The sequence below is a fragment of the Pseudomonas sp. LBUM1668 genome, assembly GCF_059695715.1.
Window position 1 is genome coordinate 4,631,315 of sequence record NZ_CP166787.1, and the last position, 23,755, is coordinate 4,655,069.

At 59.9% G+C, this 23,755-nt stretch carries 22 protein-coding genes; 11 read left to right on the forward strand and 11 right to left on the reverse strand.

Features of this window, described 5'->3' with window-relative positions; translation table 11 throughout:
* Window positions 1-28 precede the first annotated feature (28 nt).
* The 5 genes from ACA061_RS20860 (at window position 29) to ACA061_RS20880 (ending at window position 6,253) form a co-directional block, all read left to right on the forward strand.
* On the forward strand, window positions 29-1,789 hold the full coding sequence (locus ACA061_RS20860) for a sensor histidine kinase (RefSeq protein ID WP_497301976.1): 1,761 nt from the start codon (window positions 29-31) through the stop codon (window positions 1,787-1,789).
* Window positions 1,789-3,117, forward strand: a complete 1,329-nt coding sequence (locus ACA061_RS20865; RefSeq protein ID WP_210555050.1) for a sigma-54-dependent transcriptional regulator — start codon at window positions 1,789-1,791, stop codon at window positions 3,115-3,117. Before ACA061_RS20860 ends, ACA061_RS20865 begins: the two co-directional genes overlap by 1 nt.
* Window positions 3,118-3,389: 272 nt before the next feature.
* Complete coding sequence (locus ACA061_RS20870) at window positions 3,390-4,709, forward strand: MFS transporter (RefSeq protein WP_150601687.1); 1,320 nt, start codon at window positions 3,390-3,392, stop codon at window positions 4,707-4,709.
* A gap of 310 nt (window positions 4,710-5,019) precedes the next feature.
* Complete coding sequence (locus tag ACA061_RS20875) at window positions 5,020-5,352, forward strand: hypothetical protein (protein WP_497299966.1); 333 nt, start codon at window positions 5,020-5,022, stop codon at window positions 5,350-5,352.
* A gap of 271 nt (window positions 5,353-5,623) precedes the next feature.
* Window positions 5,624-6,253 (forward strand): flavin reductase family protein, encoded by a 630-nt coding sequence (locus tag ACA061_RS20880; RefSeq protein WP_210700268.1) that lies wholly within the window; start codon window positions 5,624-5,626, stop codon window positions 6,251-6,253.
* Window positions 6,254-6,257: 4 nt separating this feature from the next.
* Here ACA061_RS20880 and ACA061_RS20885 read toward each other — a convergent pair whose 3' ends face one another.
* Window positions 6,258-6,500: a hypothetical protein gene (locus ACA061_RS20885; RefSeq protein WP_042560686.1), complete on the reverse strand. Its 243-nt coding sequence runs from the start codon at window positions 6,498-6,500 to the stop codon at window positions 6,258-6,260.
* Between the two features lie 43 nt (window positions 6,501-6,543).
* A complete protein-coding gene (locus ACA061_RS20890; protein ID WP_150616192.1) occupies window positions 6,544-6,897 on the reverse strand; it encodes a putative quinol monooxygenase in 354 nt (117 codons plus the stop codon).
* Between the two features lie 368 nt (window positions 6,898-7,265).
* Here ACA061_RS20890 and ACA061_RS20895 point away from each other — a divergent pair, with 368 nt between their 5' ends.
* Window positions 7,266-8,195: an AraC family transcriptional regulator gene (locus tag ACA061_RS20895; protein WP_150616194.1), complete on the forward strand. Its 930-nt coding sequence runs from the start codon at window positions 7,266-7,268 to the stop codon at window positions 8,193-8,195.
* A gap of 63 nt (window positions 8,196-8,258) precedes the next feature.
* Here ACA061_RS20895 and ACA061_RS20900 read toward each other — a convergent pair whose 3' ends face one another.
* Entirely contained in the window at window positions 8,259-9,710 is a 1,452-nt protein-coding gene (locus ACA061_RS20900) for an aldehyde dehydrogenase family protein (RefSeq protein WP_497299967.1), read from the reverse strand.
* Complete coding sequence (locus tag ACA061_RS20905) at window positions 9,707-11,344, reverse strand: 5-guanidino-2-oxopentanoate decarboxylase (protein ID WP_497299968.1); 1,638 nt, start codon at window positions 11,342-11,344, stop codon at window positions 9,707-9,709. The genes ACA061_RS20900 and ACA061_RS20905 overlap by 4 nt, the downstream gene beginning before the upstream one ends.
* A 113-nt stretch (window positions 11,345-11,457) precedes the next feature.
* On the opposite strand from ACA061_RS20905, the gene ACA061_RS20910 reads away from it, so the two are divergent.
* On the forward strand, window positions 11,458-12,339 hold the full coding sequence (locus tag ACA061_RS20910) for a LysR substrate-binding domain-containing protein (RefSeq protein WP_150616197.1): 882 nt from the start codon (window positions 11,458-11,460) through the stop codon (window positions 12,337-12,339).
* Between the two features lie 139 nt (window positions 12,340-12,478).
* Here the strand turns inward: ACA061_RS20910 and ACA061_RS20915 are convergent, their stop codons facing one another.
* Window positions 12,479-13,093 (reverse strand): NAD(P)-dependent oxidoreductase, encoded by a 615-nt coding sequence (locus tag ACA061_RS20915; protein ID WP_497299969.1) that lies wholly within the window; start codon window positions 13,091-13,093, stop codon window positions 12,479-12,481.
* Between the two features lie 119 nt (window positions 13,094-13,212).
* A complete protein-coding gene (locus ACA061_RS20920) occupies window positions 13,213-14,091 on the reverse strand; it encodes an MBL fold metallo-hydrolase (RefSeq protein ID WP_497299970.1) in 879 nt (292 codons plus the stop codon).
* Between the two features lie 115 nt (window positions 14,092-14,206).
* Here ACA061_RS20920 and ACA061_RS20925 point away from each other — a divergent pair, with 115 nt between their 5' ends.
* Both ACA061_RS20925 and ACA061_RS20930 read left to right on the forward strand, forming a co-directional pair.
* A complete protein-coding gene (locus ACA061_RS20925) occupies window positions 14,207-15,112 on the forward strand; it encodes a LysR family transcriptional regulator (protein WP_210555044.1) in 906 nt (301 codons plus the stop codon).
* Between the two features lie 143 nt (window positions 15,113-15,255).
* Window positions 15,256-15,432 (forward strand): hypothetical protein, encoded by a 177-nt coding sequence (locus ACA061_RS20930; RefSeq protein ID WP_176091768.1) that lies wholly within the window; start codon window positions 15,256-15,258, stop codon window positions 15,430-15,432.
* A 135-nt stretch (window positions 15,433-15,567) separates the two neighbouring features.
* On the opposite strand, the gene ACA061_RS20935 is transcribed toward ACA061_RS20930, so the two are convergent.
* Window positions 15,568-16,452, reverse strand: coding sequence for a helix-turn-helix domain-containing protein (locus ACA061_RS20935; RefSeq protein WP_042560695.1), 885 nt, complete (start codon window positions 16,450-16,452; stop codon window positions 15,568-15,570).
* A gap of 178 nt (window positions 16,453-16,630) precedes the next feature.
* On the opposite strand from ACA061_RS20935, the gene pobA reads away from it, so the two are divergent.
* Together pobA and ACA061_RS20945 are read left to right on the forward strand one after the other, a co-directional pair.
* Window positions 16,631-17,824, forward strand: coding sequence for a 4-hydroxybenzoate 3-monooxygenase (gene pobA / locus ACA061_RS20940; protein WP_497299971.1), 1,194 nt, complete (start codon window positions 16,631-16,633; stop codon window positions 17,822-17,824).
* Between the two features lie 79 nt (window positions 17,825-17,903).
* Window positions 17,904-19,421, forward strand: a complete 1,518-nt coding sequence (locus tag ACA061_RS20945; RefSeq protein ID WP_497299972.1) for an MDR family MFS transporter — start codon at window positions 17,904-17,906, stop codon at window positions 19,419-19,421.
* A gap of 95 nt (window positions 19,422-19,516) precedes the next feature.
* On the opposite strand, the gene ACA061_RS20950 is transcribed toward ACA061_RS20945, so the two are convergent.
* From ACA061_RS20950 to ACA061_RS20965, 4 genes are all read right to left on the reverse strand, one after another.
* Window positions 19,517-20,365 (reverse strand): cache domain-containing protein, encoded by an 849-nt coding sequence (locus ACA061_RS20950; protein ID WP_497299973.1) that lies wholly within the window; start codon window positions 20,363-20,365, stop codon window positions 19,517-19,519.
* 359 nt (window positions 20,366-20,724) lie between these two features.
* Window positions 20,725-21,579 (reverse strand): ATPase, encoded by an 855-nt coding sequence (locus ACA061_RS20955; protein ID WP_497299974.1) that lies wholly within the window; start codon window positions 21,577-21,579, stop codon window positions 20,725-20,727.
* A 126-nt stretch (window positions 21,580-21,705) separates the two neighbouring features.
* Window positions 21,706-22,698 (reverse strand): NAD-dependent epimerase/dehydratase family protein, encoded by a 993-nt coding sequence (locus tag ACA061_RS20960; protein WP_150601701.1) that lies wholly within the window; start codon window positions 22,696-22,698, stop codon window positions 21,706-21,708.
* A gap of 96 nt (window positions 22,699-22,794) precedes the next feature.
* The gene (locus ACA061_RS20965; protein ID WP_150616204.1) at window positions 22,795-23,694 is read right to left on the reverse strand and encodes a LysR family transcriptional regulator ArgP; all 900 of its coding nucleotides are present in this window, start codon (window positions 23,692-23,694) and stop codon (window positions 22,795-22,797) included.
* Between the last annotated feature and the right edge of the window lie 61 nt (window positions 23,695-23,755).

The following is a 23,755-nucleotide window of genomic DNA, read 5'->3' on the forward strand; positions in this document are numbered from 1 at the left end:
GGCCCGACCAGCCATCCATCTGCCCAGCATGCCGCCGACTTCCCGTACCCTGCGTCTGTCGTTGTACACACTGCTGATCGTCGCCGGCGCTGCGCTTGCCGCAACGCTTGCCATCCGCCACGCCGAACGTCAGGCGCTGGAAGAGGACGCGGCCCGGGCCAACCAGCAACTGGCGCTCTATGCCAATTCGCTGCACACCCTGATCGACCGCTATCGCGCCCTCCCCGCCGTACTGGCGCTGGACCCGCAATTGCGTTCGGCACTGGCCGGCCCCGTTGATGCCCAGGTACAAACGGCGCTGAATCTGAAACTGGAAAAGATCAACGGTGCGGCGCAGTCCTCGACCCTTGAATTGCTCGATCACACCGGCCTCGCCGTAGCCGCGAGCAACTGGCGTTTGCCCAGCAGCTACGTCGGCCACAATTACGGCTTCAGGCCGTACTTCAGCCAGACCCGCACCCAGGGCACCGGGCGTTTTTACGCGGTGGGCGTGACCAGCGGGATTCCCGGTTACTTTCTCTCCAGTGCGGTGCTGGGCGACAACGACCAGTTCCTCGGGGCGATGGTGGTCAAACTGGAGTTCCCCGAACTGGAGCACGAGTGGAGCCAGGGCAACGACACCTTGCTGGTCAGCGATGCGCGCGGCATCGTCTTTATCGCCAATCAGCCCGGCTGGCGCTATCGCTTGTTGCGCCCCTTGAGTGCCAGCGATCAGGCCGAGATCAAGACGACGCGCCAATACGACAAACAGTCGCTGACGCCACTGACCCATCTGTCGCTGCGCCGCTTCGATGACAACAGCGATCTGCGCCGCGTCGAAGGCCCGCAAGGGACGGCGGATTATCTGTGGGAGTCGCTGCCACTGACCACCGAAGGCTGGACCCTGCATCTGCTGCGCCACCCGCAAGTGGCTTTCGAAGACCTGCGCAACGCTGGCCTCGCGGCTGCCGGCGTATGGCTGGCGCTGGTGTTTCTGTTGCTGTTCCTCAATCAGCGCTGGCGCCTGTCGAAGGTCCGTCAACGCAATCGCGAAGAACTCGAGCAACTGGTCGAGGAACGCACCCGCGAACTGCGCACTGCGCAAGAAGGTTTGGTGCAGTCGGCAAAACTCGCCGCCCTCGGCCAGATGTCCGCCGCCCTGGCCCATGAAATCAACCAACCGCTGACCGCTCAGCGCATGCAACTGGCGACACTGCGCCTGCTGCTCGACCATGGCCGCGTCGATGACGCCTACAAGGCCCTGAAACCGGTGGACGAGATGCTCACGCGCATGGCCGCCCTCACCGGCCACCTGAAAACTTTCGCCCGCAAGAGCCCCGGTGGTTTGCGCGAGCGTCTGGATCTGGCGACGGTGGTCGATCAATCCCTGCAATTGCTCGACGCACGACTGCGTGACGAACAGGTCAGCCTGGTGCTGCACCTGACCCGCCCGGCATGGGTGCGCGGTGATGCGATCCGTCTCGAACAGGTGTTGATCAACCTGCTGCGCAACGCCCTTGATGCCATGCAGGGCAAACCGTGCAAGCGCCTGGAAATTCGTCTGCAAGCCGACGAGCAGTTGTGGTGTCTGAGCGTCATCGATAATGGCGGCGGCATTGCCGAAGAACATCTGGGGCAGGTGTTCGACCCGTTCTTCACCACTAAACCTGTAGGTGACGGCCTTGGCCTGGGGCTGGCAGTATCTTTTGCCATCGTGCACGAATCCGGCGGTCGTCTGAGCGTCGAGAACGGCGACGGCGGTGCGGCATTCACCCTGACTTTGCCGATTGATCTGGAGACACACATCTGATGCTCAACTCGGTGATGGTGGTCGATGACGAAAGCAGCATTCGCAGTGCTGTCGAGCAGTGGCTGAGCCTGTCGGGATTCGAGGTGCAGCTGTTCAGCCGCGCCGAAGAATGCCTCGCCGCCCTGCCCGCGCATTTTCCCGGGGTGATCCTCAGCGACGTGCGCATGCCCGGCCTTAGTGGCCTGGAACTGCTGGCCGAGGTACAGCGCCGCGACGCCGATCTGCCGGTGATTCTGCTCACCGGGCATGGCGATGTGCCGATGGCGGTCGAAGCGATGCGCGACGGCGCCTACGACTTTCTGGAAAAACCGTTCAGCCCGGAGACGTTGCTCGGCAGCCTGCGCCGGGCGCTGGAGAAACGCCGACTGGTCCTGGAAAACCGCGCCCTGCACGAGCAGGCCGACAATCGCGCCAAACTCGATTCGACGTTGCTCGGCGTGTCCCGTGGCTTGCAGACTTTGCGCCGGCAGGTGCTGGATCTGGCCGCGCTGCCGGTCAATGTGTTGATCCGTGGCGAGACCGGCAGCGGCAAGGAACTGGTTGCGCGCTGCCTGCATGACTTCGGCCCCCGTGCGGACAAACCATTCGTGGCGCTCAACTGCGCGGCGATCCCTGAACAGCTGTTTGAAGCCGAACTGTTCGGCCATGAGAGCGGCGCGTTTACCGGCGCCTCCGGCAAGCGTATCGGCAAGCTGGAATACGCCGATGGCGGCACGTTGTTTCTCGATGAAATCGAAAGCATGCCGCTGGCCCAGCAAGTGAAATTGCTGCGGGTATTGCAAGAGCAGAAGCTTGAACGACTGGGGTCGAACCAGAGCATTCGCGTGGATTTGCGGATTGTCGCGGCGACCAAACCGGACTTGCTCGACGAGGCGCGTGCCGGGCGTTTTCGCGAAGACCTCGCGTATCGCCTCAACGTTGCCGAACTGCGCTTGCCGCCGCTGCGCGAACGCCGCGAAGACATTCCATTGCTGTTCGAATCATTCGCCCAGAGTGCGGCGCAGCGTCTGGGTCGCAGCTTCCCACCGTTGACCGGGGCGCAGTTGAGTCATCTGCTGTGCCATGACTGGCCGGGCAATGTGCGCGAACTGGCCAACGTCGCCGAGCGGCAGGTATTGGGTCTGGATGAACCGGCACCGGGAATTGATCCGGGGCAGTCGCTGGCGGCGCAGCAGGAGGCTTTCGAGGCGCAGTGCTTGCGCGCGGCACTGACGCGGCACAAGGGTGATGTAAAAGCAGTGCTTGAAGAGCTGCAACTGCCGCGGCGTACGTTCAATGAAAAGATGCAGCGGCATGGGTTGAGTCGGGAGATGTTTGTCGGCCCTTGAAGAGCAAAAGATCGCAGCCTGCGGCAGCTCCTACAGAGCTCCGGTGTCCGCATCATTTGCGCATGACACTGAACTTGTAGGAGCTGCCGCAGGCTGCGATCTTTTAAGCGAAAATCCGCTCAACACCCACCCAACATAAGCGGATTTTCGCTCATCAAAACCCGCTACCCCTTCTAAACCGCCCCTCTCCCCGTTGGCACAGCTCCTGCTATAGCTCCCGCAGGCTGCGTTTTAACGCGCTCCACAAAAACAATTAAATGAAGGATCCTTCAATGGATAACTCCAACGCCCTGCCACTTGGGTCGGCTGCCGCGCCGGCCAAAGAAAGAACCACCGCCAGCCGGATCAAATCGATCTTCAGCGGTTCCGTTGGCAACATGGTCGAGTGGTACGACTGGTACGTCTATGCCGCCTTCTCGCTGTACTTCGCCAAGAGCTTTTTCCCTGCTGGCTCCTCCACCGCACAATTGATGAACACTGCTGCGATCTTCGCCGTGGGCTTCCTGATGCGCCCGATTGGGGGCTGGCTGATGGGCCTGTACGCCGACAAAGTCGGGCGCAAGAAAGCGTTGATGGCCTCGGTGTACCTGATGTGCTTCGGCTCGCTGATCATCGCGTTGAGCCCCAACTACGCAACCATCGGCATCGGCGCACCGATCCTGCTGATCTTCGCCCGCCTGCTGCAAGGCCTGTCGGTCGGCGGCGAGTACGGCACCTCCGCTACTTACCTGTCGGAAATGGCGACCAAGGAGCGTCGCGGCTTCTTCTCCAGCTTCCAGTACGTGACTCTGATCTCCGGCCAGCTCATCGCCCTCGGCGTGTTGATCGTGCTGCAGCAGACACTCACCACCGAGCAGTTGTACGCGTGGGGCTGGCGCATTCCGTTTGCCATCGGCGCGCTGTGCGCAGTGGTTGCGCTGTACCTGCGTCGCGGCATGGAAGAAACCGAGTCGTTCACCAAGAAAGAGAAGTCCAAGGAAAGCGCAATGCGCACCTTGATGCGTCACCCCAAGGAACTGGCAACCGTGGTCGGCCTGACCATGGGCGGCACGCTGGCGTTCTACACCTACACCACCTACATGCAGAAATACCTGGTGAACACCGTCGGCATGAGCATCTCCGACTCGACGACCATTTCTGCCGCCACGCTGTTTTTGTTCATGTGCCTGCAACCGATCATCGGTGGCCTGTCGGACAAGATCGGTCGTCGTCCGATCCTGATCGCCTTCGGTGTGCTGGGCACGATTTTCACCGTGCCGATCCTGATGACTCTGCACACCATCCAGAGCTGGTGGGGCGCGTTCTTCCTGATCATGGCGGCGCTGATCATCGTCAGCGGTTACACCTCGATCAACGCGGTGGTCAAAGCCGAGTTGTTCCCGACTGAAATCCGCGCCCTGGGCGTCGGCCTGCCATACGCACTGACCGTGTCGATCTTCGGCGGCACCGCCGAATACATTGCGCTGTGGTTCAAGAGCATTGGCATGGAAACCGGTTACTACTGGTATGTGACGGCGTGCATCGCTGTGTCGTTGCTGGTGTACATCACCATGAAGGACACCCAGAAGCATTCGCGGATCGTCACTGACTGATTGACTGACTGAACGTCAGGCAAGATCAAAAGATCGCAGCCTTCGGCAGCTCATACAGGGGTTGTCGGAGGCTGCGATTTTTTGTTTCCGGCGATTAATCACCGGTTAATTCTGCCTCGGCATCCTGTGCCTACCTGATCGATTACCTGCGCGACGTTCGCTCCTGATGATGGAAGCCATTAAATGCGTCGCCCTTAACATCTATTTAATCGATAGTTTTTAGCATTATTTTGCGCTTTTTAATCAATTTAGTTGGCGTAGCATGAACCCCATGCAAGACACACCCGCCAACGAATCTGGAGTAACGAACATGAAAACCAAACTGATCCTCGCCCTGACCCTGTCCGTACTGGCCGCCAACACCTTTGCTGCCGACGGTTTTGATCGCACCGGCTCGGCCGTTGCCGCCGATGGTTACGACCGCACTGGCTCCGCTACTGTTGCTGCTGACGGTTTTGACCGTACCGGTTCCGCCACTCTTGCTGCTGACGGTTTTGACCGCACCGGTTCCACCACTCTTGCTGCTGACGGTTTTGACCGCACCGGTTCCGCCACTCTTGCTGCTGACGGTTTTGACCGCACCGGTTCCGCTACTCTTGCTGCTGATGGCTATGACCGGACTCAATCCGCTTCCATCAGTTAAATGCCGCTGTAAAGCGCACAGCCCGGCTTCGGCCGGGCTTAGTCATTTCTGGGGAATGGCAATTTTATGAAATCACTGGAGAACCTGTGGGAGCTGGCTTGCCAGCGATGGCGGACTGTCAGTCGACATTAACGCCGCATGAAAAATGCCATCGCTGGCAAGCCAGCTCCCACAGATTGCTCATTAAATGGAATATCTGTGGCTGACTGGAAATTGCCTCAATGTACTTGCACTATTAGCCGCGAGCCCCAGCCCCTCAGGAACACACGCCATGCCCGATGACATCCACTTCTACGAACCCGCCAACGGCCACGGCCTGCCGCACGATCCGTTCAACGCCATCGTCGGCCCGCGCCCCATCGGCTGGATTTCCTCGCAGGATGCCAACGGCCGGTTGAACCTGGCGCCGTACAGCTTCTTCAACGCCTTCAACTACATTCCGCCGATCATTGGCTTCTCCAGCGTCGGGCGCAAAGACAGTCTCAACAACATCGAGCAGACCGGCGAATTCGTCTGGAACCTCGCCACTCGCCCACTGGCCGAACAGATGAACCAGAGCTGCGCGATGGTCGCGCCAGAGGTCAACGAGTTTGAACTGGCAGGCCTGACGACCGTGGCGTCGAAAGTGATTTCAGTGCCACGCGTCGCCGAAAGCCCGGTGTCCTTCGAATGCAAGGTCACGCAGATCATTCAATTGCAGCGCGCTGATGGCGAGACAGTACCGAGCTGGCTGATCCTCGGCGAAGTGGTCGCCGTGCATATCGCCAAGTGGCTGTTGAAAGACGGGGTCTACGACACCGCCGCGGCAGAACCGATTCTGCGCGGCGGCGGGCCGGCGGATTATTTCCAGTTGGGGCCTGAAGCCCTGTTCAAGATGTGGCGTCCGGGCGCGGCGAAGTAACGACTTACCAGATCAACTCGGCGTCTTCGGTGACGCCCTTGAGGCGGTCCAGCTCATTGATGGCGGCCTCATCGGCCGCGATGGCGCCGGGGAAGACCTGATCTTCCAGCAGTTTGTGAAAGCGTGGCGCACCGCCATCGACCAGGGCCTTGACCGCGATCGCCGCGTAATAGCCCTTGTTGCCACCCAACTCGACGGGGACAACTGCGGATACTGCTTCGAAGTGTTCGAACTCTTTACGTGCCATGTCGCAAGTCCTGGCTCAGTCAATTAAGCCGGACATTAAACCCTCAACCGACGAGTTTGTGTATCGGTGCTGAACACTGGCCGAGCGCCTGTGCCGCCGAGACATCCTTGAAGGTGTGAAAATCCAGACTGTTGACCACCAGTTCCTGCACCAGCTCGGCGAAGATTTCCATTGCCGGACTGTTGAAGTACGCGGTCATCATCTGCTGATTGCTCCAGAAACCGGAGACCAGCCACAACTCGGGATCACACTGCGAATGCTGCAAGGCAAAGCTCAGGCAACCGGGGGCGGCACGAGAAGGATCGATCAACGCGCTCAGGCGTACACCGAGTTCTGCCGAACGCCCGGCGCGCGCTCGTACGAAGGCCATATGACTGACGGGAATCTGCTTGGACATGTTCAACCCTCCCAGGGAGTTGCGTGGCAGCCGGGGGGAGGCTGCGACAGGATCCAAGGTTAAGGCGCGGGCGCGAGGTGCCGTTAGTCGATTCCTGCCGCCGCGTTGCACAATCCTGCGAGACTTGCCTGAACACCAAACCACGCCCGTACCCTGTAGGAGCTGCCGAAGGCTGCGATCTTTTGATCTTATAAACAAAAATCAAAAGATCGCAGCCTTCGGCAGCTCCTACAAGCAAGGGGCGAACCGTGTGTCGTGAATATCGCGGTGCAGAATCAGGCAAGCATTTGGCAGGATGTGTCTACCGCTGGCGCTTGCACAAACATATGCTCTGCTCCATTCCACCTCCCTTGCCGAGGATGCCGTGCATGACGTCATTCGATCGTTTTCAAGCCGAACCCACCGCCGACATGGAAAAGCAGCGTGCGGAACTGGCGGCGATCATCCGCCGCAACACCACCGACGATGGCAGCTATCAGACCGCTGTCGGTTCGCTGTTCATGTCGCGCCACACCCGATCCCACGACTTCGCCCCGGTGCTCGCGCAACCGGCGCTGTGCATCATGGCGCAAGGTCGTAAGGAGGTGCGGCTGGCCGATGAGTTCTTCAATTACGATCCGCTGAATTACCTGGTGGTCTCGGTTTCGATGCCGTTGAGCGGGCGAGTGGTTAACGTGTCGCCTGAAGAGCCGATCCTCGCCGTGCGCCTGGATATCGACCCGGCGGAAATCACCGCACTGATCGCCGACGCCGGCCCCATGGCCGTGCCGACCCGGCCAACCGGGCGCGGCTTGTATGTCGAGAAAATCGACAGTGCGATGCTCGACGCGGTGCTGCGTCTGGCGCGTTTGCTCGATGCACCGAAAGACATCGCCATGCTCGCGCCACTGATTCGCCGGGAGATTCTCTATCGCCTGTTGCGCAGCCCGCAGGGCCATCGCTTGTATGAGATCGCGATTGCCAACAGCCAGAGCCATCGCATCAGCCAGGCGATCAAGTGGCTCAACGGCAACTTCGAACAGCCGCTGCGAATTGATGATCTGGCCAAGGAAGTGAACCTCAGCGTGTCGACTTTGCATCACCGTTTTAAAGCGATGACGGCGATGAGCCCGCTGCAATATCAGAAGCAGTTGCGCCTGCAAGAGGCGCGGCGCTTGATGCTGGCCGAAGGGTTGGAGGCGTCGGCGGCGGGGTATCGGGTGGGGTATGAAAGCCCGTCGCAATTCAGCCGCGAATACAGCCGATTGTTTGGGGCACCGCCGTTAAGGGATCTGGCGCGGTTGCGCTTGTCGGTCTGATCCAGATTATTTGATGCGGCGACGGACCTTTTCGCGGGCAAGCCCGCGAAGAGGCCAGTCCAGTCAAACCGCCCTAATCACATGCTTGATCTCCTGAAACGCCGCCAGCCCCCAAGGCCCCAATTCACGACCAATGCTGCTCTGCTTGTAACCGCCCCACGCGGTTTGCGGGAAAATCACTTGCGGCGCGTTCTGCCACACAAGACCCGCCTGCAGGGCGTTGGCGACACGATCGGCGGTCTCGACATTACGGGTCACCACACTGGCGACCAGCCCGAATTGGCTGTCGTTAGCCAATGCAATCGCCTCGGCTTCGCTGCTGAAACTGCGCACACAAAGCACCGGCCCGAAAATCTCTTCGCACCACAGCGCACTGTCCAGCGGCACGTCAGTGAACACGGTTGGCTGCAAGAAGTATCCACGCGGCAAATGCTCAGGACGATTGCCGCCGCAGAGCAACTTCGCGCCAGCACTCAGCCCACGATCAATATGCCCAAGCACACGCTGGTACTGCGCCTGATTGACCAGTGCGCCCATTTCCACTTCCGGGTCGAACGGGTCAGCCACGCGAATTGCCTGCGCACGTTTTTGCAGGCGCATGAGGAACTCTTCCTCCAACTCTTCAGCGACCAGCACGCGGCTGGTGGCCGAGCACATTTGCCCTGCATTGAAGAATGCGCCGCCGCAGGCCAGTTCAACCGCCAAGTCCAGATCGGCATCTGCCAGGATCAACAACGAGGATTTGCCACCCAGTTCCAGGCTGACGCCCTTCACGGTTTCAGCGGCCCTCTGCATCACCTGCACGCCAACCGCATTGCTGCCGGTGAAGGAAATTTTGGCGATACGCGGATCTGCCGACAACGGTGCACCCACTGCCAGACCGGTGCCGCAGACCAAATTGAATACACCGTTCGGCAATCCGGACTCAGCAATGATCGCGGCCAGTTCCAGCTCCGGCAAAGGCGTGACTTCCGACGGTTTTAGCACCACGCAGCAACCGGCGGCCAGGGCTGGCGCGAGTTTCCATGCCGTGGTGACCATCGGGAAATTCCACGGCACGATCAACCCGACCACACCGCACGGCTCGCGTCGCAGGCGTGCGCTGAAATCTTCGCTGGGCAGCGGCACGTTGCTGTCCTGTTGCGCATCGAGGCCTTCGGCGAGTTCGGCGTAGTACTCGAACGTGGCGATCACGTCATCGACATCGATGGCCGCTTCGAACAGCGGTTTGCCGTTGTTGCTCGACTGCAATTTCATCAAGTGCTCGCGACCGTTGCGCACTCCGGTGGCGATGTTGCGCAGGATCACGCCGCGCTCGGCGCCCGTGGTTTGCGACCAGCTCTTGAAAGCTTCAGTCGCCGCGCTGACGGCTTGATCGACTGAGCGCTCGTCACCGCCGATGACCGTGGTCAGCAGCGCTTCGGTGGCGGGGTTGATCACGCGCAAATGCTCGCGGCCAGTCGCCCATTGGCCGTTGATGTAGAGGCCGTCGAGTGTGGTGGGGAAATTGATCATTGCGCCACCGCCTGCATCCATTGGCTCTGGTCGATTTCAATCACTGTCGGGCCTTGGCGATCGGTTGCGGCCCTGAGTGCGCCACGCAACTGCTCAACCGAATTGATCGCTTCAGCCGCGCAACCAAGAGCTTTGGCCACACCGATGAAGTCTGGGGTGTAGATGTCCACGCCGACCGGCTCGATGGCGCGGTTGACCATGTACTTCTTGATCTCTTCGTAGCCCTGGTTATTCCACAGCAGGACGATGACCGGTGTGCGCGCTTCAACGGCGCTGGCCAGTTCCGGCAAAGTGAATTGCAGGCCACCGTCGCCGATCAGACAGACCACTGGTGGGCGAACCCCGCTCTCGGTGCTGCCGCCGAGCCACGCACCGATGGCCGCAGGCAATGCGTAACCGAGGGTGCCGTAACCGGTCGACGAGTTGAACCAGCGACGCGGGCGCTCCGGGTTGAACGTGAGGTTGCCGGTGTACACCGGTTGCGTGGAGTCGCCGACAAACACCGCGTTCGGTAATTCGTGCAGCACGGTTTCAAGGAAACGCGTCTGGGCCCGCGTCGGTGCGTCCCAGGTGGCGGCCAGATCATCGCGCAGACGCGCAGCACGAACCTGCCCCCAATCGCTGCTGCGCTCGGCCAGTGGTTTGTGCGACAGCGCACTCAGCAATGCTTGCGCGGCGTTGCGCGAGTCGGCCACCAGGGCGACATGCGGCGGATAGTTGCGCACGGTCTGATCGGCGTCGATATCGATGCGCAGCAGCTTGCCGGGAATCTCGAAACCACCGGCGAAAGTAACGTCGTAATCGGTCTCCGCCAGTTCGGTGCCAATGGCCAAAACCACATCGGCATCGGCGACCAATGCGCGGGTGGCGACCAGGCTTTGCGTCGAGCCGATCAGCAGCGGGTGACGGGACGCCAGCATGCCTTTGGCGTTGATGGTCAGCGCCACCGGGGCGTCGAGCAACTCGGCCAATTCGGTGAGTTCGGCGGCGGCATCGATGGCGCCACCGCCAGCAAGAATCAGCGGACGTCTGGCGCCGGCCAGCAGCTCGGTCATACGGCTCACGGCAGCCGGGGCAGCACCTGCGCGGTCGATGTTGACCGGGACGCTGGCAAGCAGTTCATCGGCCTCTTCTACCAGCACATCCAAAGGAATTTCGATGTGCACCGGACGCGGACGGCCGGCCTGGAACAGCGCGAAGGCGCGAGCCAGGACGCCGGGCAATTCCGCCGCCGACATCAACGTATGAGAGAACGCTGCAACGCCGCCGACCAATGCGCTCTGGTTCGGCAACTCGTGGAGTTTGCCGCGACCGCCGCCCAACTGACTGCGCGATTGCACGCTGGAGATCACCAGCATCGGGATCGAATCGGCATAGGCCTGGCCCATGGCGGTGGTGATGTTGGTCATGCCCGGGCCGGTAATGATGAAGCACACACCCGGTTTGCCGCTGGTGCGCGCATAGCCGTCAGCCATGAATCCGGCGCCCTGTTCATGCCGAGGGGTGACGTGGTTGATGCTCGAACGGGCCAGCCCGCGATACAGCTCCACGGTGTGCACCCCGGGAATGCCGAACACCTGCTCGACCCCATAACCTTCGAGTAACTTGACCAGTACTTCGCCACACGTCGCCATGTCGATTGCCCTTCTTGTTCGTGGAATGGGCTTCATTGAACTGGCGGTGGGTAGCCGCAACAATCGATTAAAAGTCATACTAGCCATGTCCTCACGTCATAGCTTGAAGCCAAATGAAACGACTGCCGCCCCTGCCCGCCCTGCACACGTTCTGGATCACCGCCCAGTGCTGCAACTTCACCCGGGCTGCCGAGCAGTTGCACATCACGCAGGGCGCGGTCAGCCGACAGATCGCCGGGCTGGAAGAGCATCTGGGTTATCCGCTGTTTATTCGTCTGGCCCGAGGGTTGAAGCTGACAGCCGAAGGTCGGGAATGGATGTTGCGCGTGCAACAGATGTTCGGCCTGCTTGGCGAGGCCGTGGAGCAGATCGGCGTGCGCCGTCAGACCCTGCAACTCAAGGCGCCGAGTTGTGTGATGCGCTGGCTTTTGCCACGGTTGCTGCAATGGCAGAAGGAGCGCCCGGACGTACCGGTGAAACTGACCGCGTCCTTGCAACATGGCGTCGACTTTCAACGTGAGCAGTTCGACGCGGCGGTGATTTATGGAACATCGCCAGACAACTCGCCGGGTGCGTTGCATCTGTTCGATGAACAACTGACACCGGTCTGTTCGCCACTGCTGCTCAAAGGCTCGCCGGCGCTGAAGACACCCGCCGATCTACAGCAACATCTGCTGCTGCATCCGACGCACGATGTGCAGGACTGGTCGGTGTGGCTGAGCGCCGCCGCACTTCAATTGAACAATGTCAGCAGCGGTCAGCATTTCGAGACGCTGGATCAGGCCATGTCGATGGCGTCCCACGGGACGGGGGTTGCCATCGGTGATTGGTCACTGATCGGTGATGACTTGCACGCGGGAAGACTGGTGATGCCGTTTGAGCTGAAGGTGAAGACCGGGCTGGCGTACTACCTGGTGGTGCCGCAGGGCGGGGAAACTTCGCCGCAGCTTGAAGAGCTGATGCTGTGGCTGGTTGAGCAGGCCCACACCCGCTGAACATCCCGTCAAACCAGAAACCCTAATCCCCTGTAGGAGCTGCCGCAGGCTGCGATCTTTTGACTTTTGTTTTTTAAAGACAAGATCAAAAGATCGCAGCCTTCGGCAGCTCCTACACGGGATGTGTGTGTGTGTGGGTTCAGAAGCCGACCGTAAACCGCTGACGCGAATGCTTCGGCGCTTCCACCTCGTCGATCAGCGCAATCGCGTAATCGGCAAAAGTGATCCAGCTCCGCCCTTCTTCACTCACCAGCAAATGATCTTGGCCGACGCGGAACTTGCCGCTGCGCTCACCTTCGACAAACTCCGCCGACGGTGACAGGAAGGTCCAGTCCAGATCCTTCTCCTGGCGCAAAGCATCAAGAAACGCAGCACCGGCACTGGCTTCGGTTTTGTACTCCGCCGGAAAACCTGCACTGTCGATCACCCGAGTGTCGTCCGGCAGCAACAACGAGCCAGCACCGCCGACCACCAACAAGCGTTTCACACCCGCCTGCTTCACCGGCCCGACAATGGCGCTGGCCGGCACCGTGGCGAAATGCGCGGCGGTGATCACCACATCGTGTCCCGCCACGGCGTCTTGCAGTGCGGCTGAATCCAGCACATCGACATTCTTGCTGACTACACCTGCACGCGAACCGATCTTCGAAGTATCGCGGGCAATGGCAGTGACGCTATGACCGCGACGCAGGGCTTCTTCCAGCAGTTGGCTACCGGCACGACCGGTGGCACCAATGATTGCGATTTTTCTCATGACATTCTCCAGTTGGCTTGAGTGTTTCAGTAACGGCAAAAATCTACTGTTGTAAGGCAATCCCCTCGCCACAAATGCAGTCTTCAGTCCTCAGTTTTTGAGCGGTCAGTGTCAGCGGGTTACCACTGCATCTCACCTTTGGCGACTTTCGCGCTCAGTTCGAGCGAGCTTTCCTCGCCCAGCGTCGGGTAGCGCTTTTTCATCGCGGCGATCAGTGCAGCGGAGTCCTTGGCTTTGGCGGTTTCTGCGTCGAACGCTTTGATGTAGTCGGCAGTGAATTTAACGCTGGCCAGCGAACGGCTGCTCTCACCCAGGTAATGTCCCGGCACCACGGTTTGCGGTTTCAGGGTTTCGATCGAGTGCAGTGTCGCCAGCCAATCGACGTGAGATTGCGCGGTCTGGGTGTCGGCCATCCAGACGTGGATGTTTTCGGCGACGACCACGCCACCGACCACGGCCTTGAGCGACGGAATCCACACGAAGCTGCGGTCCGGTTGTTTGCCGTCCAGCCCGATCACCTGCAACTTCTGCCCTTCGAGCATCAGGCTGTCGCCCTTGAGGACGCCCGGCACGATGGTTTTGGCGGGCACGTCGGCGCCCATTTTCGGGCCCCAGAACGCGAGTTTCCCTTCGACGGTTTTGTTGATGTGATCAACGGTCGGCTGCGAGGCCAGCACCTTGGCGTCAGGGAAGGCTTTGGTCAGGGTATCGAGGCCGAAGTAGTAATCCGGATCACCGTGGCTGATGTAAATGGTGGTCAGGTGCTTGCCGCTGGCGCGGATCTTTTCCACCACTTGCTCGGCTTGGGATTTGCCGAACTGCGCGTCGACCAGAATCGCGTCTTTCGCGCCGCTGACCAGTACCGAGGTCACCGGAAAAATAGCGTTGGTGCCAGGGTTATAGACATCGAGGGTAAGGTTGGCAGCGGCTGCGTGGGCGGCGAAGCCGAGGGAGGCCGTGGCGAGTAAAACGCGTTTGATTGTGGTGAAGCCGATCATCTGTTGCTCCAGTATCCGAAATGCCGTGTCTGGCGATGGGACAGAGCTTAGTTGCCTGAGTCAGTACAAAAAATGCGATGCTTGAACATAGTTTGTTTCTGAAAGCGGGCAAATCATGGATCGTCTCCAAGCAATGCGAGTATTCGTCACGGTGGTGGATCTGGGCAGCCAGTCGGCCGCCGCCGATCATCTGGACCTGTCACGCCCGGTGGTTTCGCGTTATCTGGCAGAGCTGGAAGACTGGGTCGGTGCACGCCTGATGCACCGCACCACGCGCAAATTGAGCCTGACCGCTGCCGGCAGTGAAATCCTGCCGCGTTGCCGACAGATGATCGAACTGTCGAGCGACATGCAAGCCGCCGTCAGCGAGCCCGACGATGCGCCGCGCGGGTTGCTGCGGATCAGCGTCAGCACCTCGTTCGGCCAGGCGCAACTGGCCGATGCGATGGCGGCTTACGTCAAGCGCTATCCGGGCGTGAGCATTGACCTGCAGATGCTTGATCGCACGGTGAATCTGGTGGATGAGCGGATCGACCTGGCGATTCGCACCAGCAACGATCTGGACCCTAACCTGATTGCCCGGCGCCTGACGGTGTGCCGCTCGGTGGTCTGCGCGACCCCGGCGTATCTGCGCGAAAATCCCGCGCCACAGCGCGTCGAAGATCTCAGCCGGCACAACTGCCTGACCCACTCGTATTTCGGCAAGAGTCTGTGGCACTTCGAAGAGGATGGCGAGCAGGTGTCCGTGCCGGTGCAGGGCAACATCAGCGCCAACGAGGCCAGTACGTTGTTACGCGCGACCCTGGCCAGCGCCGGGGTGGCGATGCTGCCGACGTATCAGGCCGGGGGGCATATTCATGCGGGTGAATTGATTCGGCTGCTACCTGATGCCGAACCGCGACAGATGAACATCTACGCGGTCTACGCCTCACGCAAACACATGCCGACGGCGTTGCGCAGCCTGCTGGATTTTCTGGTGGTGAGGTTTCCCGAGAATCCTGAATGGGATGTGGGCCTGTAAAGATCAAAAGATCGCAGCCTTCGGCAGCTCCTACAGGGTCTATGTAGGAGCTGCCAAAGGCTCGGGCCGCGATCGGACGATCTTTTGATCTTGTTCTATGCTGAAAGTAATACCGCAGAGTATTCGTTCAGAGGTCGAACACCATGAACATCAAAACAAGAAGGTATTTCGCAATTTTCATTACCTGCGCCGCCACGCTCGCGCTGTATGGCACTGCGGCCTGGCGGGTCGAGCAACAGCGACAACTGCCCCGCGAATACGCGAGTTGCAACTTCGAGCGCTGCATTCCGCACAATGCCACGCTGAACGCATTGCGCTGATCCAGCTGACTGGAATGCGATCCTGTGGGAGCTGGCTTGCCGGCGATTGCGGACTCACATTCAACATTGATGTCGACTGAGCCACCGCCATCGCTGGCAAGCCAGCTCCCACAGGTTTTTGCAGCGTTTATGAGGCTATTGCTCGGCCTTCAACCGGTCGCGAAACGCCTTTGGCGATATCCCCACCCGACGCCTGAACAACCGCGTGAAGTTGGTCGGATCGGAAAACCCCAACAATTCCGACATCTCATAAATCGTCATGCTGGTGTAGGTCAGCAAGCGCTTGGCTTCCAGTAACTGACGCTCGTGCATGATCTGCAACGCCGGTTGCCCCGCCAGCTCACGGCAGGTGCCGTTGAGGTGCGACACCGAAATGCCCAGTCGATGCGCAAGATCCTCAACCTTCACATGCTGGCGGTAAGTCTCTTCCACCAGTTGGATAAACCCATTGAGGTATTCGCGCTGGCGCTGTGGCCGCTGGCTGGCCTTATGGCGCACGATTGCCTGACGACTGACCCAGACCATGATCACGCTGACCAGCGCATGCATGAGCATTTCCCGCGCCGGTTGATGGCCGTTGTACTCAGCCTGCAACGCTGAAAACAGGCTGTTCAGATAATCGCCGTCGTTGCCCGCCGAGTAAGCATGCGCCTGCGCCAACGCGTGCACCGCGTCGCCCAGTTGAGCCTGCAAGTGATGGATCAGCGGCGTTGCGAGGGTAACGATGAACCCTTCAACGTCCTCGGAAAAGCGAAAGCCATGCACCGACAGCGGCGGCAGGACTTGAATCGCGGGTGTTTCGAGCTGGGTGCGCTGGCCTTCGATTTCAAGCTCTGCCTGACCTTTGAATACGAAGAGCAACTGACACAAATCGGCGTGGCGGTGGGGTTTGATTTCCCATTGATGTTCGCGACTGCGTGAGGAAATGGTTTCACAGTGCAGCAAGTCAGGGGTCGGCCAGTCCAGGCTTTCACCGTAGAGCTTGAACACCGGAATCGAAGGCAGCTCGGGCTTGTTCATCACTTCAATCCAGGCCTCTTGTATTGCGGGCGATAATCGCCCCGATTGGCAGAATGTACAGGTATCGGCTCAGTTTTCACCTTCAATTGACAGACCCGCAAGGGAAAAATGCAAGCACTCGATCCATAAAAATCATTCACCGGCGAATGTCGCGTGAAGCTTGCGAGTCATAAAAACAATGAAAACGCTAAAAACCCAAGTCGCCATCATCGGCGCCGGTCCGTCCGGACTGCTCCTCGGCCAACTGCTGCACAACGCTGGCATCGATACACTCATCATCGAACGTCAAACACCTGACTATGTGCTCGGGCGGATTCGCGCCGGTGTGCTTGAACAAGGCATGGTAGAGCTGTTGCGTGAGGCGGGCGTCGGTCAGCGAATGGATGCCGAAGGGTTGGTGCACGGGGGGTTCGATCTGGCGTTGAACGGGCGCCAGGTGCACATCGATCTGCACGCTTTGACCGGTGGCCAGAACGTGATGATCTATGGCCAGACCGAAGTCACCCGCGACCTGATGGCCGCTCGTCGGGAGGCGGGGGCGACGACGATTTACGCAGCGAGCGATGTCGTTCCTCACGGCATGAAAAGCGACGAAGCTTTTGTCACCTTCGAAAAGGACGGTGAAGCCTGGCGTGTCGACTGCGATTACATCGCCGGTTGCGACGGTTTCCACGGTGTCGCCCGCCAGTCGATTCCGGCTGATTGTCTGAAGGTGTTCGAGCGGGTGTATCCGTTCGGCTGGCTGGGGATTCTTGCCGATACCCCGCCAGTGCATGACGAACTGGTCTACGCCCGCCACGAACGTGGTTTTGCCCTGTGCAGCATGCGCTCGGCGACTCGCACCCGGTATTACCTGCAAGTGCCGGCAGACGAAAACGTCGACGACTGGTCCGATCAGCGCTTCTGGGATGAACTGAAACGTCGCTTGCCCGTGGAGCTTGCAGAGAAACTGGTCACCGGCCCGTCTATTGAAAAAAGCATCGCGCCGCTGCGCAGTTTTGTCGTCGAGCCGATGCAGTACGGACGGATGTTTCTGGTCGGCGACGCCGCGCACATCGTCCCGCCCACCGGTGCCAAGGGTTTGAATCTGGCGGCCAGCGACGTCAGCACACTGTTCAACATTCTGCTGAAGGTCTATCGCGACGGTCGCACGGAGCTACTGGAGAAATACTCCGAGATCTGTCTGCGCCGGGTGTGGAAGGCCGAGCGTTTTTCCTGGTGGATGACCTCGATGCTGCATCGCTTCGACGATCACGATGCGTTCACCCAACGCATCAGCGCGTCGGAACTGGACTACTTTGTCAGTTCAGAAGCCGGTCGAAAAACCATTGCAGAAAATTACGTCGGACTTCCTTATGAGGCTATCGAATAGCCTGCTACCGACTTACACTGGCGAGCATCCCCGCTCGCCTGATGATCTGCGGGACTTCCACTGCCCGCAGGTTTTGCCCGTGACCCATCTCAATCACCCCGAAACGCCCAAACCGGCCATTCGCAGCGTGCTGGTCGCGCTGATGATGGCGATTTTTCTGGGTGCGCTGGATCAGACCATCGTTGCCGTGTCGATGCCGGCCATCTCCGCACAGTTCAAGGACGTCAGCCTGCTGGCCTGGGTGATTTCCGGGTACATGGTGGCGATGACCGTGGCGGTGCCGATCTACGGCAAGCTCGGCGATTTGTACGGGCGACGCAAACTGATGCTGTTCGGCATGGGCCTGTTTACCTTGGCCTCGCTGTTCTGCGGCATGGCGCAAAGCATGGAGCAACTGGTGCTGGCGCGGATTCTTCAGGGGATTGGTGCGGGCGGAATGATCTCGGTCAGCCAGGCAATCATTGGCGACATCGTGCCGCCACGCGAACGCGGCCGCTATCAGGGTTACTTCAGCAGTATGTACGCCGTCGCAAGCGTGGCCGGCCCGGTGCTGGGCGGCTACATGACCGAATACCTGTCGTGGCGCTGGGTGTTTCTGATCAACCTGCCACTGGGCCTTGGCGCCTGGTGGGTGGCCAATCGCAATCTGCGCGGGCTGCCGATTCCGCAGCGCAAACCGGTCATCGACTATCTCGGCACGTTGCTGATGATCATTGGCCTGACGGCGTTGTTGCTCGGCATCACGCAGGTCGGTCAGGGCCATTCGTGGCGCAGCAGCGAAGTGCTGGGGTTGTTCGCTTGTGCGGTCGTGGTGCTGGCGATTTTCGTCTGGCACGAGCGTCGCGCACGGGAGCCGTTGTTGCCGATGCATCTGTTCGCCAACCGTAATGCGTTGCTGTGCTGGTGCACGATTTTCTTCACCAGTTTCCAGGCGATTTCGCTGATCGTGTTGATGCCGCTGCGCTTTCAAACCGTCACCGGTGCCGGCGCCGACAGTGCCGCGCTGCACCTGCTGCCGCTGGCCATGGGTCTGCCGATCGGGGCGTTTTTTGCCGGCCGGCGCACGTCCATCACCGGTCGCTACAAACCACAGATTCTGACGGGTGCGATCCTGATGCCGATCTCGATTGTCGGCATGGCCTTCAGCCCGCCCGAGGCGACGCTGATGAGCGGTTTGTTCATGTTGCTCAGCGGTATTGCCGGCGGCATGCAGTTCCCGACTTCACTGGTCGGCACGCAGAACTCGGTGGAGCAACGCGACATTGGCGTCGCCACCAGCACCACCAACCTGTTCCGCTCGCTGGGCGGCGCGGTGGGTGTGGCGTTGATGTCGGCGCTGTTGCTGGCGTTGCTGCAGGATTCGAATTTCGCCCATTTGGCGAGCAGTTCGCTGATGGCCGAGGGACATTCCGGCAACGTACTGCTGGACGGTTTGAACGCGGCGCCGGGGGATGCGCAAAACGCTTTGCGCGCGGAGCTTGCGGTGACCTTCCGGCATTTGCTGTGGGTCAGTGCGGCGGTGTCGCTGCTGGGGCTGGCGGCGGCGATTGCGATGCCGAACAACCTGCTGCGCGGACGTGAGCACGGCGCCCGCTAACAGCAAAGATCGCAGCCTGCGGCAGCTCCTACAGGGGGTTTCGGTAAACATTGCCCCCCTTGTAGGAGCTGCCGCAGGCTGCGATCTTTTGACTTTCAGGGGCTGTAATACCCAACCGCCACCAGAAAATGCCCGACCTTCTTCAGGTACGCATGCTTGTCTTCGACCTTGCCGGTCACCGGGTTCTTCCAGCGGTATTCGTATTCGCCGTCGTCCTGCTTGCCAATCAGCGCCAGAATCGGCTCGCCCACCGGTTTGCCTTCCGGGTCCTTGATCTTGCCGAAGTCGGTATTGATCAGGCGCAGATTGGTGCCGTGGGCGACGTAGCGCTGGTTATTCAGATCGACCACGAACACATACAGGTCATCCTGCAGATAACCGCCCTTGAGCGAATTGATCGCCGTGAGCGTGCCTTTTTCGTCTTTGCCAAGATCCGTGGCGGCTTTGTCGAGCAACGCCTTGGCTTGTTCTGCCGACGCACGGGGCAGGTAGTAACCGACCGCGAGGATGCGCTGGCCGATGCGCTGATAAAACACATGTTTGCGCTCGACCTTGCCGTCGGCCCAGTTCTGCCAACGGTATTCGGCCTGCTGAATGCCATTGCCTTCCGGCACCCGCAACGCTTCCTTGAAGGCTTTTTGCAGATCAGGGCCGAGCACTTCGCTGACATCGCGGCCGATGAGCGCCGATGACGGGCCGCCACTGGCGAGCATCACGCCTTTGGTGTCGACCACAAACACGTAGCGGTCCTTGTCGACAAACTCGCCCTGGCGACTGAATGCGGCGAACGCCTTGTCGCCGTTGTCGTGGTAATAGGCCAGTGCCTTTTCCAGCAGGGCAATAGCAGCCTTGCTGTCATCCTTCTCCGTGGTCGCGGCGCTGGCTTGCCCCAACCCCACTAACAGCATCACGCCGAGCCAGGCCACTTTATGCAAAAACCCCATGACGCATCCCTCGTTCTTGTTGGTGTTTCAAGAGCGTAGACGGGTTGGGGTGATGTATGGATATTCAGATTGTTTCTGAAAACTGCCGCAGCTTTGTGTGGTGGGTGGTTTTATTTGTGGGGAAGGGATTTAGCTGTGAAAAGAGATTTATCTGTGTACAGATTATCTGTGGCGAGGGGATTTATCCCCGATGGGTTGCGAAGCAGCCCCCAAGCCATTCAGTGCGGTGGGTCAGTAAAAATGGGTGGTCTGGGTTGGGGCTGCTGCGCAGCCCATCGGGGATAAATCCCCTCTCCACAGATAAATCCTCTCTCCACAGATACCCCTCACCACAGGGTTCATCGACACATCATCCGATCTCAGGGCCGCGCATTGATCTGCTGCTGCAAGTTCTGGATCTGCGCCGACAGCGTGTTGAGGTTGCGGGTCATCTGGCCACGGAACGCATCGAACTCGGCCGTGTTGCCGCCACCCTGTGGCGTGGCCGGGCGGTTGTCCTGCATGCTTTTGAGGACGACGATTTCCTGCGCCAGACGATCAATCTCGGCGCTCGGGTTACCCTGCTTTTTCAGCGCCGCTATATCAGCGCCAAGGCTCTTGAACTGCGCATCGAAAGCCTTGAGCTGAGCGTCAACCTTACTGGTGTCGGCCGGAGTGCTTTTAATGGTTGCCAGCTCTGCGCCCAGAGCTTTTACCTGCGCTTGCAACTGTGTATTCGCGGTCTGCTGCTCGGTGGTCTGGGCACTCATCTGCGCCAGACGCTTGTCCAGATCACTGGCCTGCCCCGCCACACCTTGCTGCTGTTTGCTTTGATCGAGCAGCTTGCCTTCCAGCTGTTTGATCTGCAGCTTCAAGGCTTCGCTGTCAGTGCTGACGTTGGTCTGGCTGGCGACGACCTTGCCGGAAATATCCTGCAAGCGCCCCGCCGCTTCCTCGCTGATCCGCGCGAAACTTTCCTGGGTGGCCACCAGTTGCTGCTCCATCAGCGAGATCTGCTGAAAACTCCACCATGCCAGGCCGATGAACGCGAAGAACAGTGCACCGACCAACGCCCACAGCGGCCCGGTGCTGGCGGCCTTGACCTTGACCACCGGCGGCGTACGCGAGTGCACGGCGGTGCGGGCAGTGGTCGGAATGTCATCGTCGTCGAAGGTGTCGGCACGCAGGCTCGGTACATCATCGAAATCGTCGTGGGCATCATTACGCATGGACATTGAGGCAACCTTTGTGAATCGCGGTGATGGCTAAATGCTGCGAAGTATAACCGCCGCAGCCGCAGGGATTGACCCTCAACCTGCGGTGCGGTTCATTGCCGGCCGGCCGATTGGTATCAACAGGTTTCAGCGAATGTCCTGGGCTTTCCACCAACCGCAGAACTCGTCGAGGGCCGTCCACAGGCTGACTTTCGGATCGTAGTCCAGATAATGCTGTGCCCGGCTGATGTCGAGGGTGAAATTTTTCTTCATGACCTGCATGCCCAAACGCGACAGCGTCGGCTCCGGACGTCCCGGCCAGAGTTTGCAGGCACCTTCATTCAGCGCCGCGACACTGTAGGCGAGCCCGTAGGATCGGTACTTGGTGACCTGTGGGACGTCCATTTTGCGCATCACGTAATTGACCACATCCCACAAGGGCACTGGGGCGCCGTTGCTGATGTTGTAGGCCTTGCCCAACGCAGAACCGGCTGCCAGCAGACTGCTGAGCAACGCCTCGTTGAGGTTGTGCACGCTGGTGAAATCGACCTTGTTCAGGCCGTTGCCGATGATCGCCAGACGGCCCTTGCGCTGCATGTTCAGCAGGCGCGGAAAAATGCTCATGTCACCGGCGCCCGTCACGAAGCGCGGGCGCAGGGCGATGGTTTCCAGGCCGAATTCCTGTGCGCCAAAGACCTTTTGCTCGGCCAGATACTTGGTCGCGGCATAGTGATGTTTGAAGCGTTTGGGCACCTGCTCTTCAGTCAGGCCCAGGTGATCGCGACCATCGAAATAAATCGACGGCGACGACAAATGCACGAGACGCCGCACCCGTTGTTTCAAACAGGCTTCGACGACATTTTCGGTGACCTGGACATTGCCCTGATGGAAGTCCTGATAACGGCCCCACAAGCCAACCGCACCCGCGCAATGCACCACGGCCTCGACGTCGGCGCAGAGATCGCGCACCAGTTGCGGATCGGTCAGATCACCGGGGACGAACTCGGCGCCACGGCGCACCAGATGCTCGACGCTCTCGGCGCGGCGGCCGTTGACCCGCACGTCCAGGCCCTGCTCCAGGGCGAAACGCGCAAAGCGTCCGCCAATGAAGCCGCTTGCGCCGGTGACCAGAATTTTCATGTAGAGCTCCAACAAAACCAGCTGCGAGCTTCAAGCTTCGAGCTGCAAGATAAAAACAGTGCGCAAGCGCTTCACTTGCCGCTTGCAGCTTGACGCTTACAGCTGCTTCAAGGGCACCAGCCATTGCGCTGAAGAACGCACCAATTGCTCGGTCAACAAGCCCAGCAGTTGACCGCCATTGCGCCAATGATGCCAGTACAACGGCACATCGATCGGTTTATCTGGCAACAGTTCGCGCAACACGCCGCGTTGCAATTGCTCATGCACTTGCAGTTCCGGCACCAGGCCCCAGCCCAGACCGGCCTCGGCCAGACGGATAAAACCTTCGGATGATGGACACAAATGGTGTTCGAAACCGCCATCCACGCCCAGCGATGCCAGATAGCGATGCTGGAGGAAATCGTCCGGGCCAAACACCAGCGCCGGCGTGCGCGGCAGTTGTTCGGCGCGCACGCCATCGGGGAAATGTCGCTCGATAAATGCCGGGCTGGCCATTGCGCGATAGCGCATGGCGCCGAGCAAAACGCTGCGCGCACCCGCTACCGGTCGTTCGCTGGCGCATAGGCAGGCGGCCACTTCACCGGCACGCATGCGTTTGAGGCCGACAGTCTGGTCTTCGACGATCAGATCGAGCAACAAATGTTGTTCGGCGCAGAAATCCCCCACCGCTGGCGCCCACCACGTGGCGAGGCTGTCGGCGTTAAGGGCAATACGCAGGCGTTCCGGCAGCCCTTCTTCATCCAATGCAGGCACGAGGCTCTGCAAGTCGCGCTCAAGCAAGCGCACCTGCTGCACATGGTTGAGCAGACGCCGGCCAATTTCGGTCGGCGATGGCGGCGTACCGCGCACCAGCACCGGTTGGCCGACCCGCGCTTCGAGCAGTTTGATCCGCTGCGAGATCGCCGATTGGGACAAACCCAACACCTGCGCTGCACGCTCGAATCCGGCCTGCTCGACCACGGCGGCCAGAGCGGAAAGCAATTTATAGTCGAACATCAGTTTTCCTAATGAGCGATCAGCATTATTGGTTTTTCTTATACAGCTTTCAGTCGGAGAA